This window comes from Streptomyces sp. NPDC020681 (assembly GCF_044334895.1).
Classification (GTDB): domain Bacteria; phylum Actinomycetota; class Actinomycetes; order Streptomycetales; family Streptomycetaceae; genus Streptomyces.
The window spans coordinates 91,406-103,847 of sequence record NZ_JBIRTX010000019.1; the positions used below are offsets into that span (position 1 = coordinate 91,406).

The window sequence follows — 12,442 nt, forward strand, 5'->3', positions numbered from 1 at the left end:
CCTGACATCAAAGAATCGAGGAGCACCATGAGTGTCACCGTCGACGGCCCCGACTTCATCGCTCTGCAAGTACGCGATGTCGAGGCAGCCGCCGCCTTCTGCGAAGAGCACCTCGGACTGCGGCGCGCACCGGCCTCGCCGCCAGGTGCGGTGGTGTTCGCCACCGAGCCGGTCTCGTTCGCCGTCCGCGAGCCGCTGCCGGGCGTGGATCTCGACGGTGTCGCGCGGCCCGGGCTCGGCGTGGCCCTGTGGTTCCGCACTACGGACGCGCAGGAACTGCACGACCGGCTCACCGCCGCCGGGGTGCCCATCATCAGCCCGCCCATGGACAGCCCCTTCGGCCGCACGTTCACCTTCAACGGCCCCGAGGGCTACGCCATCACGGCCCACGGAGGCTGACCATGACCGCCGTCGCCATCACCCCGTCCGGCCCCTTCTCGCTCGCGGCGAGCGTGCGCTTCCTGGAGGGCTTCACGCCCGCGAGCTATGACGACGCGGCGGACGGGGTCCTCCGCCTGGCCTTTCCGGCCGACGACGGCGACTCGACGGTGGCCGTCGCGGTGCGGCAGGAGGAGACGGCGGACGGTGCCGCGGGCAGGGTACGGGCCGAGTTCACCCTGTACCCCGGCGACGCGGACGAGCCTCCGGCGGACCCCGTGTCCGCCGGGTCCGGGCCCGCCAAGGCCGTCCGGGCCCAGCTCGCCCGCATTCTCTCGCTCGACGTCGACGCGAGCGGCTTCCCTGAACTCGCTGCCGCCGATCCCGTGGTGGCCGGGCTCATGGCGGACCATCCAGGGCTTCGGCCGGTGTGCTTCAACTCGCCCTACGAAGCCGCCGCGTGGGCGATCATCGGCCACCGCATCCGCATGACCCAGGCCGCCGCCGTCAAGGCCCGCATCGCCGAGCAGCACGGACAGCGCGTCCAGTTCGCGGGCCGGACCCTGCACGCCTTCCCTGCCCCGCCGACGCTGCGCGCGATCACCCGCGTCCCCGGCCTGACCGACGTGAAGGTCGAGCGGCTGCACGCGCTGGCCGAAGCGGCCGCCGCCGGCGAGCTCGACGCCGCACGGCTGCGCGCGATGCCGGCGGACGAGGCCCTCGCGGCGCTGCGCGCCCTTCCCGGCATCGGCCCTTTCTCCGCCGAACTCATTCTCATCCGTGGCGCCGGACATCCCGACGTCTTCCCTCGCCACGAGCGGCGGCTGCACGCGTCCATCGCCGACGCCTACGACCTCGGTGAGACCGGCGCGGACGATGTGCACCGGCTGGCCGAGATCGCCGACCACTGGAAGCCGTACCGCAGCTGGATCGCACTCCTGCTCCGCGTCCGCGCCGAGCAGAAGGCCCAAGGGTTCGGCAATCCGGTCACCTGGGCGCCGGAGGTTCCGGCCGCAGCAGCAGATCGAGCAGCCCCGGGAAGCGCGCGTCGAACTCCTCGCGGCGCAGCCGGTTGACCCGCCTGGGCCCCTGGTCGCGCTGTTCCACCAGACCCGCTCCGCGCAGGACCGTGAAGTGGTGACTGAGAGCCGCCTTGCCGACCGGGACGTCGAAGCTGCCGCAGCTGCGGGTCCAGTCGCCGGAGCCCGCCAGCTCGCGGACGAGCTGGATGCGCACGGGGTCCGCGAGAGCGGACAGCGCGGTCAGCACGGAGACGTCGTCGGGGTGCGTGTGCACCGGGGCGGCGCGGTGTCCGCCGGCGGCCTGGTCCCGCATGGCGTTCTCCTCGCGTCCTGTGAATGCCTCTTGCCGAGTGTTCGATGGCGATCTTACACTCCAGGTGTTCGACTTCTATTGAACACCTGATCGGCCTCGGGCCACTGCGGAGGGATTCCCATGAAGGTTCTGGTCGTCGGCGCCGGCGCCACAGGAGGCTTCTTCGGCGCGCGACTGGTTCAGGCGGGCGGGGACGTCACCTTCCTGGTCCGCCCGCGGCGCGCCGAGGCACTTCGCGAGCGGGGCCTGCGCCTCACCGGGCTCGGCGAGGAGGAGGTGCTCACTCCCCAACTGGCCACCGCCGGCGGCCTGTCGGAGCCGTACGACTTGATCCTGCTGTCGGTGAAGGCGGCCGCCATGCACTCGGCCGTGGCCGACCTCGCGCCCGCGGTCGGCCCGGACACCGCGCTGCTCCCCGTGCTCAACGGCATGGCCCACCTCGACGACCTGAATGCCCGCTTCGGCACCGCCCGGGTCCTGGGAGGTGTCGCCAAGGTCGTCACCACCCTGAACGACGACGGCGACATCGTGCGGCTCGCCCCGCTCGCGCAGCTGGCCGTCGGCGAACAGGACGGCCGGCTGTCACCGCGGGTGGAGGAGTTCGCGGCTCTGCTGCGTACCGCCGGCGTCGATGCCGATGCCTCGGCGGACATCGTGGCCGCGATGTGGCACAAGTGGGTCTTCATCGCCACTCTGGGCGCGCTGACGTGTCTGATGCGCGGGACGGTCGCGGACATCAACGCCGTGCCCGGCGGGCCCGCGCTCGGCCCCGCGATCCTCGCCGAGGCGGCCTCGGTGTCGGCGGCGGCCGGGTTCCCCGTCCCGGACGCCGAACTCACCGCCACCAAGGAGCTGGTGACCCGGACCGATGTGCCGTTCGCGCCCTCCATGTACCGGGACGTCGTGGCCGGTCGCCCCGCCGAGGCCGAGCACATCCTCGCGGACCTGGTGTCGCGTGCGCGTGGGCTGTCGGTCGCCACACCGCTGCTGGACCTGGCGACCCTGCACCTGCGTGTCCACCAGCACCGCGTTTCCGCCTGACCTGGTCAGGATCCGTCGCGCAGGCCCTCCGGCCAGCCCTCCCGGTACTCGATCCGGTCGAAGGTCACCACACACCCCTCGCCCACCGGCGACTGCGCCAGAAACCCGACGAGCGCCGCTCCGGCCTGCTCCTCGGTCCCGAGCGCGAAGATCCGCACAAAGGTCCAGCGCTCGCCGTCCGTCGAGGCGTGGAAGGCGAACGCCTTGCCGGTGCGGCTGACCCGCAGCCACACGCGGTCGCCGTCCACCTCGAAGGAGTTGGCGTCGTCGGAGTAGCCGCGGGTGACCACCGTGCAGATGGTCGGCTTGTCCGGCGAGAGCTCCAGACAGAGCTTGGCCCACTCCCGCTCGCCGACATGCACATAGAGCACTCCGGCGTCGAACGCGGCGGCGAAGCCGACGGTGACCCGGGCGATCAGCTGGAAGTCGCCCTCCGGCGCGCCGAGCAGCCGCGGCGCGTCGGACGCGGGGTCCAGGGCGTGGCCGGATGGCGGCACAAAGCGGTCCTGCCGGGCGCCGGCCCAGCCGGTGAGCGTGCCCTTCTCGTACGACCAGTTGGCGTCGGGGCCGTACGGACGCAGGGGGAAGGGGAGTTCGGGCAGTTCGATCTGGTCGGTCACGCGCTCAGCTTGCTGGAGTCTGAAGTCGTCCGTCCACCCGACGCGGCAGACCGAGCGGGTTCTGGTCGCGCAGCTCGGGCGGGAGCAGCGCATCGGGTGTGCTCTGGTACGTGACCGGGCGCAGCCAGCGTTCGATGGCGGTGGCTCCGACCGAGGTGGAGGTGGAGGTGGTGGCCGGGTAGGGGCCGCCGTGGTGCTGGGCCGGTGCGACGGCGACGCCCGTCGGCCAGCCGTCGACGAGCACGCGGCCCGCGAGCGGGGTGAGTTCGGCGAGCAGCTCGGTGCCGCGGCCCGCACCGTCCGCCTCGCCGGAGGAGAGGTGCAGCGTGGCCGTGAGGTTGCCGGGGAGCCGGCCGAGCACCGCGGTGATCTCGTCGTCGGAGTCGTACCGCGCGACGACCGTGACCGGGCCGAAGCACTCCTCGAGCAGCAGGTCGTGCGGTCCTTCGGCGGCCAGCAGCCGGGCCGGTACGGACAGGAAGCCCGCGCTCACGGTGTGCTCGCCGCCCGCACCCGGGGTGATGGGTGCTTCGACGAAGGGCAGTGCGGCCCGCTCCCGTACGCCTTCGACGAACGCGCCGCGCATCCGGTGGTCGAGCATCACACCCGGCTCGGTCTCGCTGACCGCGGCCGTCAGCGACTTCAGCAGCCGGTCGCCGGCGTCGCCGGCGGGCGCGAGGACAAAGCCGGGCTTGGTGCAGAACTGGCCCTCGCCCAGCGTCATCGAGCCCGCGAGCCCGGCTCCGAGCTGCTCGGCCCGCTCCGCGGCGGCCGCCTCGGTGACCACGACCGGGTTGAGGGAGCCCAGCTCGCCGTGGAACGGGATGGGGGCGGAACGGGAGGCCGCGGCGTCGAAGAGCGCCCGGCCGCCGCGTACGGATCCGGTGAAGCCGGCGGCCGAGACCAGCGGGTGTCCGACCAGTTCGACGCCCGCGTCGAAGCCGTGGACGAGCGTCACGACGTCCTCGGGCAGGCCGACCTGGCGGGCGGCCCTGCGCAGCACGGACGCGCAGAGTTCGGAGGTGGCGGGGTGGTCGGGGTGCGCCTTGACGACGACCGGGCAGCCGGCCGCGAGCGCGCTGGCGGTGTCACCGCCGGGCACCGAGAAGGCGAGCGGGAAGTTGCTGGCCGCGTAGACGGCGACAACGCCCAGCGGGATCTTGTAGCGGCGCAGATCGGGCCACGGCGGGGTGCGGGTGGCGTCCGCGTGGTCGATGCGGATGTCGAGATAACCGCCGTCCTCGACGACCTCGGCGAAGGCGCGCAACTGGGCGGTGGTGCGGGCCAGTTCGCCGGTCAGCCGCACCGGGCCGAGCGCGGTCTCGGCGTCCGCCGCTTCGATGACGTGCTCGCGCGCCTCGTCGAGCAGGTCGGCGGCGGTGCGCAGCAGCCGCGCGCGTACACTCCGGTCGGCGAGAGCGGGGCGGACGGCGTGCGCGGCGCGGACCACGCGGTCGATCTCCTCTGCCGTGGACTCCACGGCAACCTGTTCACGCGGGTTCCCGGTTCGGGGGTCGACACTCCAGACTGGTGCTGCTGCCACCGCGGCTTCCTTCCCCTTCTTCTGCCACCCATCAGTAGTGTTCGGTATTCTGAACAGTGTTCCTGATGGTGAATCTCTGGGGACTCTATTTCCGTGCGTTCCGCACGGTCAAGAAGGGGCGAGAGCAATGTCGACGGCCGATTCCGGTGGGGCACAGGTCAAGTCCGCGGTGCGGACGGTGGAATTGCTCGAGTACTTCGCCGGGCGCCCCGGCATGCACTCGCTCGCCGCCGTCCAGGAGGCCGTCGGCTACCCGAAGTCCAGCCTGTACATGCTGCTGCGCACGCTGGTCGAACTCGGCTGGGTGGAGACGGACGCGACCGGCACGCGGTACGGCATCGGCGTACGCGCGCTGCTGGTCGGCACCTCGTACATCGACGGCGACGAGGTCGTGGCCGCGGCCCGGCCCACGCTGGACCGGCTCTCCGACGACACCACCGAGACCATCCACCTCGCGCGGCTCGACGGCACCAATGTCGTCTATCTCGCCACCCGCCAGTCGCAGCACTACCTCCGCCCCTTCACCCGCGTCGGCCGCCGGCTGCCCGCGCACTCCACCTCGCTGGGCAAGGCGCTGCTCGCCACGCACAGCGACGAGCAGGTCCGCAAGATGCTCCCGGAGACGCTGGCTTCGCTGACCGAGCACACGATCACCGACCGCGAGAAGCTCATCGAGGACCTGCATGTGATCCGCGAGCAGGGCTACGCCGTGGATCGCGAGGAGAACACGCTGGGCCTGCGCTGCTTCGGCATCGCGATCCCGTACCGCACTCCGGCGCGGGACGCGATCAGCTGCTCGGTCCCGGTGGCCCGGCTCACCCCGGCCCACGAACAGATGATCAAGGACGCGCTCTTCGACGCGCGTGACCGGCTGACACTGGCGACACGGAGGCTCTGAATGTCCACGCAGGTCACTCTCCGCGAGGTCGCCGACGGCGATCTGCCGCATTTCTTCCGGCACATGAGCGATCCGGAGTCGAACCGGATGGCCGCCTTCACCAGCAAGGACCCCACCGACCGGGTCGCTTTCGACGCACACTGGGTGCGGGTCCGCGCCTCGGACGCCGTCACACGGACCGTCGTCGCAGACGGGGTGGTCGTCGGCCACGCCGCGGTGTACGGGCCGCCCGAGGAGCTCGAGGTCACGTACTTCATCGACCGCGCGCACTGGGGCCGGGGCATCGCCACCGCCGCGCTGCGCGCGCTGCTCGAACTCGTACCGCAACGCCCGCTGCACGCCCGCGCCGCCGCGGACAACGCGGGTTCGATCCGGGTCCTCGAGAAGTGCGGATTCACCGTCACCGGCAGCGACCGAGGCTTTGCGAACGCCCGTGGTGCGGAGACCGACGAGGTGCTGCTCACCCTGGCCGGCTGAGCCGCCTCCGCCGCGCGGCGGAGGCGGCTCGTCGCAGCGCAGGACGTGCGCGAGGGCTCCCGCCGGGAGCGTGGGTGTCATGACACAGACACAGCCCGCTTCCGTCCTACGGGCTCCCGCCGCACGCTCCGTGCTCCGTGCCGCCGCGATCGCCTCCTGCGTGCCGTATCTCTCGCTCAAGATCGCCTGGATCGCGGGCAGCACGATCGGCATCCCGAGCGGCAGTGTGCTGCTGGAGCACCGCGTCACGATTGCCTTCGCCAACAGCGTCACCGTTCTGATGGACGGCGCGGTCATCGTCCTGGCTCTGCTGCTCACCCGGCCCTGGGGCCGCCGCGTCCCGTCCTGGCTGCTGGCCGCCCCGATGTGGATCGCGGGCGGGCTGCTGCTCCCGATCATGATCGGCTTCCCGGTGCAGCTGCTGGTGAAGGCCTTCACCGGGGACGAACCCGGGGGCGCAGGCGGTGAGCCGTTCCTCGACGAGTGGGTCTTCGGCGTCGTGTACTCCGGCTTCATCGTCCAGGGCCTGGCCCTCGGCGCGCTCTTCGTGCTGTACGCGCGGGAGCGCTGGAGCCATGTGTGGCGGGGCCGGGTCTGGGACCTGCCCACCGCCGCCACCGGCCGGACGCTGAAGGTGACCGCCGCGGCCGCCGCCGTGCTCGCGCTCTTCCCCGCCACGATGCGCCTGCTGTGGGCGTGCGGCGCGACGGCCGGTCTCTCCCGGGCGCGGATCGCGGACCGTACGGCCGACTTCTACGTGCTCGAAGCGATCAGCTTCATCTTCGTGGCCGTCGCCGTGGCGGGCGGGTTGATGCTTGCCTTCCGGCGGGGCCGCGCCCTGCCTGTGAAGGTGCCGCTGGCCATGGCCTGGCTGGGCTCGGGCGCCGCGGGCTGCTGGGGCATCTGGCTGCTGATCGCCGCGGTGCTGCCGGGGGCCGAAGACGGCGAGCGGGCATCGGTGTTGATGTCCCTGACCTACGCTGTGGGCATGATCGTCGGTCTGCTCGTCGTCACCGGCACCACCTCGCTGCTGCGGCGGCGCGGCGCGTGAAGCGGCTGCTAGGGGGTGTCTTTCGGATCAGGCCGGATCAGCGAGCGGGGTCTGGTGCGGTGCATCGCAAGGCGGAGGAGGGAGACGACGCGGAGCGTCGGCGACTGACGACAACGCGGCGAGGTGCCGTGCCAGGGCACGCGAGCCCGGCAAGATCTGAAAGACACCCCCTTAGGACGTTGTTCGGGGCGCGGGCCAGGCTGCGCTGGGTCCATCTGATCCTGGGCGGCGCGCTGTTGATGCCCTACTGGCTCGTCGGCTCCACGGTGATCGGTCCGCTGGTCGGCTCGGACAACGTCTTCAACGGGTCGCTGACACACCAGCTCGGGGCGTATGCGCTCGCGCTGCCGATCGCCGCGGTGACCGCGCTGTTCCGGCTGACCAGGCCGCTGTCGGTGGCCCTTGCCCGGCCGTTGTGCGGGGTGCCGGCCGAGCTGTACGCCGACGGGCCCGCGCGCACCCGGGCCGCGCGGGTGCGGACTTCGGCCTGGTTCACGCTGCATGCCGGGGTCGGCGCGCTGGTCAGCGGCGCGTCGCTGGCGCTGCCGCCGTTCGCGGTGAGCCTGATCGCGGTCCCGTTCTTCCCGGCGATGCGGGACTGGCTGGAGATGCCCGACGATCCCGGCTGGCAGCTCGCCCTGTTCCCGATCGCCGGGATCGCGATGCTGCTGGCGCTCGCGGGCTGCGCCGCGGCGGCCGGCGCGCTGCTGGCCCGCGAGGCACCGGTGCTGCTGGGCCCGACGCCCGAGGACAGGCTGGCCGCCGCCGAGCGGCGGGCCACCGAACTGGCCGAGCGCAACCGCCTCGCCCGCGAGCTGCACGACTCGGTGGGACACGCGCTGAGCGCGGTCACCCTGCAGGCGGGCGCGGCCCGCAAGGTCCTGGACAGCGATCCCCAGTTCGTACGGGAGGCGCTGGCCGCGATCGAGGAGACCACACGCCGTACGGTCGGCGAACTCGACTCCGTACTGGGCCTGTTGCGGCAGGACGGCGAGGACGAGGCGAACGCGCTCACGTCCGGGCCCTGCCTCGACACCCTGGACGGGCTGCTGGCCCGCAGCGGCGTGCCGGTGTCGTACACCGCCGAGTGCGACCTGACCGCCGTGCCGCCGCCCGTCTCCCGCGAGGCGTACCGCATCGTCCAGGAAGGGCTGAGCAACGCCCTGCGTCACGCCGGGGCTTCCCCGGTGACCCTGCGCATCGCCGTACGCGGCGAGGAGTTGGAGATCACGATGGAGAATCCGCTGCCCGACCGGGCCCCGGCCGTCCGCCCGGGAGGCGGCCGCGGCGTGCGTGGCATCGCCGAACGCGCCGCGCTGCTCGGCGGGTCCGCGCAGGCGGGGCCGCGGGACGCGGTGTGGCGGCTGTCCGCCGAGCTGCCGCTGGGGAGCGAGCGATGAGCACGATCCGGGTCGTCCTCGCCGACGACGAACGGATGGTGCGTACGGCGCTGCGCGTCATCCTCGACGCCGAGCCGGACATGGAGGTCGTCGGCGAGGCGGCGACCGGCGCCGAGGCCGTGTCCGTGGTGCGTGAGCTGCGCCCGGACGTGGTGCTGATGGATGTGCGGATGCCACAGATCGACGGCATCCGGGCCACCGAGCAGATCCTCGGCACGCTGTCCGAGCCGCCTCGGATCGTGGTGGTGACGACCTTCGAGAACGACTCCTACGTGTACGACGCGCTGCGCGCCGGAGCCGCGGGCTTTCTGCTCAAGCGCGCCGAGGCCGAGGACCTGGTCCAGGCGGTGCGGCTGGTGGCCCGCAGCGACTCGCTGCTCTTTCCCTCCGCGGTGCGCGCACTGGCCGCCGAGTACGGCAGGCCGCGGCCCGCCGCTGCCCCGCCGTGGGCGGCCCGGCTGACCGAGCGCGAGGCCGAGGTGCTGCGGCTGATGGCGAAGGGCCTGACGAACGCGGAGATCGCCGGGCGGATGGGCGTGGGTCCGGCGACGACCAAGACACATGTGGCGTCGGTGCTGGCGAAGACCGGCGCGCGGGACCGTACGCAGGCGGTGATCGCGGCGTACGAATCAGGCTTCATCTCGCCCGGCTGACGGCTCCGTGGCCTCACCCACGACATGAAGAATTCCTGAGAAACGGGATGAACAGGGAACGGGTCCCACCGCTTCGCTCGTCCTTTGAGCGGGATGAACAAGACGATCAGGAACGCGGCCGTCTTCAGCCTGCTGCTGGTGCTCGCCCTGCTGGTGCGGGCCACCTGGGTCCAGGCGTACGAAGGCACGGCACTCGCGGACAACGACAAGAACCGGCGCAAGATCATCGCCCGGTACGGGCAGCCGCTCGGCGACATCGTGGTGGCCGGATCACCGGTCACCGGCTCGAAGCGGACGACCGGCAGCGATCTGGCATACCAGCGCTCGTACGCCGACGGCCCGCTCTATGCGGCCGTCACCGGCTACAGCTCGCAGGCGTACGGCACCACGCAGCTGGAAGGCATCTACGACAAGGTTCTGGACGGCACCGACACCCGGCTGAAGAACCCGGTCGACGCGCTCACCGGCAAGCAGCAGCAGCCCGGCGACGTGCTGACCACCATCGATCCGGCGGTGCAGAAGGCGGGCTACGAGGCGCTCGGCGACACCAAGGGCGCGGCCGTCGCCATCGACCCCGAGACCGGCGAGATTCTCGGCATGGTCTCCACACCGTCGTACGACCCGTCGGCGATCGCCGGGACCACGGACGGAGAGGCCTGGAAGAAGCTGCTGGCCGACCCGGACAAGCCGCTGGTCAACCGTGCGCTGCGGCAGCCGCTGCCGCCCGGCTCGACCTTCAAGCTGGTGGTCGCGGCGGCGGCGCTGGAGGACGGTCTGTACGGCTCGGTGGACGACAAGACGGACAGCCCGGACCCGTACACCCCGCCCGGCACCACCAGGGTCCTGGAGAACGAGAACAAGTCCGCGCCCTGCGAGAACGCGACCCTGCGCACCGCGCTCCAGTACTCCTGCAACAACGTCTTCGGGAAGCTGGCGGTCGACCTCGGCGAGGACAAGGTCAGGGCGATGGCGGAGAAGTTCGGCTTCAACAACAGCGAGCTGGACGTGCCGGTGCGCGCCTACGCCAGTGTGTATCCGAAGGACATGGACAAGCCGTCGACGGCGTACAGCGGCATCGGCCAGTTCGATGTCACCGCGACTCCGCTGCAGATGGCCATGGTGTCGGCGGCCATTGCCAACGACGGCGTCATGGCCTCACCTCATATGGTCTCCAAGGTCGTGGACGCCGACGGCAACACGCTCAACTCCTATGAGGACGGCGCCTCGCAGCGGATCGTCTCCGCGTCGACCGCCGAGCAGCTGCGCAGCGCCATGGTCACCGTGGTGGACAAGGGCACCGGGTCGAACGCGCAGATCGACGGCGTCGAGGTGGGCGGCAAGACGGGCACCGCGCAGCACGGCGAGAACAACAGCAAGACGCCGTACGCCTGGTTCACCTCGTACGCCACGTCCGACAGCGGCAAGCAGGTGGCGGTCGCCGTGATGATCGAGGACTCGGGCGCGGCCCGCTCGGAGGTCAGCGGCAACGGACTGGCCGCGCCCATCGCGAAGAAGATGATGGCCGCGGCCCTGAAGTCCTGACGCGTCCGATGGCTACTTGACGTTGAGGAGCTGCTCGATCGGGTCGATGGCGAAGTAGATCGCGAACAGCGCCGTCGTGCCCCACAGCAGCCAGTGCACCTCGCGCGCCTTGCCGAGGACCGTCTTGATGACGACGTACGCGATGAAGCCGGCCCCGATGCCGTTGGTGATGGAGTACGTGAACGGCATGACCGCGATCGTCAGGAAGGCCGGGATGGCGACCTCGTAGCGCTCCCATTCGATGTGCCGCACCTGGGCCATCAGCAGGAAGCCGACGGCGACGAGCGCCGGGGCGGCGGCCTGGGCCGGGACGACGGTGGCGAGCGGGGTCAGGAAGAGCGCGACGGCGAAGAGTCCGCCGGTGACCACGGAGGCAAGCCCGGTGCGAGCGCCTTCGCCGACGCCGGCCGCCGATTCGATGTACGAGGTGTTGGAGGAGGCGGAGGCCGCGCCGCCGGCGGCGGCCGCCGCGCCGTCGATCAGCAGGACCCGGCCGAGGTTCGGCACATTGCCCTTCTCGTCGAGGAGCCCGGCCTCGCTGGAGATGCCGACGACCGTGCCCATGGTGTCGAAGAAGTCGCTCAGGATCAGTGTGAAGACGAGCAGCACCAGCGTGATGACGCCGATCTGGTCGAACGCGCCGAAGAGGCTGAAGTCGCCGACGAGCCCGAAGTCGGGTGCGGCCACGACGTCCTCGGGCACGGACGGCACGGTCAGTCCCCAGGCTGTCGGCTTGATGGTGGCGATCTCGTTGATCACGATCGCGACGACGGTCGTCGCGACGATGGAGATCAGGATCGCGCCCTTCACCTTGCGGGCCATCAGCGCGATGGTGAGCAGCACGCCGATGCAGAAGACGAGCACGGGCCAGCCGGAGAGCTGCCCGCTCGCGCCGAGCTGGACGGGCACGGTGCCTTGTTCGCCGGGGATGCGGGTGGCAAAGCCGGCGTCGATGAAGCCGATGAAGGCGATGAAGAGCCCGATGCCCACGCTGATGGCCTGCTTCAGCGAGGACGGGATGGCATGCATGACCGCCTCGCGCAGGCCGGTGACGACCAGGACGCATATCAGCAGGCCTTCGAGCACCACCAGGCCCATCGCGTCGGGCCAGCTCATCAGCGGGGCTATCTGGAAGGCGACGACGGCGTTGAGGCCGAGTCCGGCGGCGATGGCGAGCGGCAGATTGCCGCCGACACCCATGATCACGGTCATCACGGCGGCCACCAGAGCGGTGGCGGTGGCGAGTTGGGCACCGGAGAGATGGGCGCCGAACTTGTCCTCGGCGCTGCCCAGGATGATCGGATTGAGCACCAGAATGTAGGCCATCGTGAAGAACGTGGCGAACCCTCCGCGGACTTCACGCGCATAGGTCGAGCCTCGTGCGGTGATGCGGAAATAGCGGTCGACCTGTGCGGACATGGCTCTCCTCGTTGGCAGCGATCCGGCCGGGGGTAGCTGGATTGTTCCTGCGAGAAGGCTGTTTCAGGTTAGGCGCGTGTTACTT

General features: G+C 71.2%; 13 protein-coding genes. 9 read left to right on the plus strand and 4 right to left on the minus strand.

Translation table 11 applies throughout. The features are described 5' to 3' along the window. Positions 1-27 precede the first annotated feature (27 nt). Together ACH4YL_RS32825 and ACH4YL_RS32830 are read left to right on the plus strand one after the other, a co-directional pair. Positions 28-399: a VOC family protein gene (locus tag ACH4YL_RS32825; RefSeq protein ID WP_398511143.1), complete on the plus strand. Its 372-nt coding sequence runs from the start codon at positions 28-30 to the stop codon at positions 397-399. A gap of 2 nt (positions 400-401) precedes the next feature. After that, entirely contained in the window at positions 402-1,454 is a 1,053-nt protein-coding gene (locus ACH4YL_RS32830) for a DNA-3-methyladenine glycosylase family protein (protein ID WP_398511144.1), read from the plus strand. Here the strand turns inward: ACH4YL_RS32830 and ACH4YL_RS32835 are convergent. Further along, the gene (locus ACH4YL_RS32835) at positions 1,366-1,713 is read right to left on the minus strand and encodes an ArsR/SmtB family transcription factor (protein ID WP_398511145.1); all 348 of its coding nucleotides are present in this window, start codon (positions 1,711-1,713) and stop codon (positions 1,366-1,368) included. The genes ACH4YL_RS32830 and ACH4YL_RS32835 overlap by 89 nt on opposite strands. A 120-nt stretch (positions 1,714-1,833) precedes the next feature. Here ACH4YL_RS32835 and ACH4YL_RS32840 point away from each other — a divergent pair, with 120 nt between their 5' ends. Then, positions 1,834-2,754 (plus strand): 2-dehydropantoate 2-reductase, encoded by a 921-nt coding sequence (locus tag ACH4YL_RS32840; protein WP_398511146.1) that lies wholly within the window; start codon positions 1,834-1,836, stop codon positions 2,752-2,754. Positions 2,755-2,759: 5 nt separating this feature from the next. On the opposite strand, the gene ACH4YL_RS32845 is transcribed toward ACH4YL_RS32840, so the two are convergent. Continuing rightward, entirely contained in the window at positions 2,760-3,374 is a 615-nt protein-coding gene (locus ACH4YL_RS32845; RefSeq protein ID WP_398511147.1) for a DUF1349 domain-containing protein, read from the minus strand. Positions 3,375-3,378: 4 nt separating this feature from the next. Next, positions 3,379-4,917 (minus strand): aldehyde dehydrogenase (NADP(+)), encoded by a 1,539-nt coding sequence (locus tag ACH4YL_RS32850; protein ID WP_398511148.1) that lies wholly within the window; start codon positions 4,915-4,917, stop codon positions 3,379-3,381. Positions 4,918-5,044: 127 nt separating this feature from the next. On the opposite strand from ACH4YL_RS32850, the gene ACH4YL_RS32855 reads away from it, so the two are divergent. The 6 genes from ACH4YL_RS32855 (at position 5,045) to ACH4YL_RS32880 (ending at position 10,938) form a co-directional block, all read left to right on the plus strand. Next, positions 5,045-5,815, plus strand: coding sequence for an IclR family transcriptional regulator (locus ACH4YL_RS32855; protein ID WP_398511149.1), 771 nt, complete (start codon positions 5,045-5,047; stop codon positions 5,813-5,815). Next, positions 5,816-6,292 carry a GNAT family N-acetyltransferase gene (locus tag ACH4YL_RS32860; RefSeq protein WP_398511150.1) on the plus strand — a complete coding sequence of 159 codons (477 nt, stop codon included), beginning with the start codon at positions 5,816-5,818 and terminating at the stop codon, positions 6,290-6,292. Between the two features lie 79 nt (positions 6,293-6,371). Further along, the gene (locus tag ACH4YL_RS32865) at positions 6,372-7,343 is read left to right on the plus strand and encodes a hypothetical protein (RefSeq protein ID WP_398511151.1); all 972 of its coding nucleotides are present in this window, start codon (positions 6,372-6,374) and stop codon (positions 7,341-7,343) included. 239 nt (positions 7,344-7,582) lie between these two features. After that, a complete protein-coding gene (locus tag ACH4YL_RS32870) occupies positions 7,583-8,743 on the plus strand; it encodes a sensor histidine kinase (RefSeq protein ID WP_398511181.1) in 1,161 nt (386 codons plus the stop codon). Continuing rightward, a complete protein-coding gene (locus ACH4YL_RS32875) occupies positions 8,740-9,396 on the plus strand; it encodes a response regulator (protein ID WP_398511152.1) in 657 nt (218 codons plus the stop codon). The genes ACH4YL_RS32870 and ACH4YL_RS32875 overlap by 4 nt, the downstream gene beginning before the upstream one ends. 93 nt (positions 9,397-9,489) lie before the next feature. Then, entirely contained in the window at positions 9,490-10,938 is a 1,449-nt protein-coding gene (locus ACH4YL_RS32880; protein WP_398511153.1) for a peptidoglycan D,D-transpeptidase FtsI family protein, read from the plus strand. 12 nt (positions 10,939-10,950) lie between these two features. Here ACH4YL_RS32880 and ACH4YL_RS32885 read toward each other — a convergent pair whose 3' ends face one another. Further along, on the minus strand, positions 10,951-12,357 hold the full coding sequence (locus ACH4YL_RS32885) for an NCS2 family permease (RefSeq protein ID WP_398511154.1): 1,407 nt from the start codon (positions 12,355-12,357) through the stop codon (positions 10,951-10,953). Between the last annotated feature and the right edge of the window lie 85 nt (positions 12,358-12,442).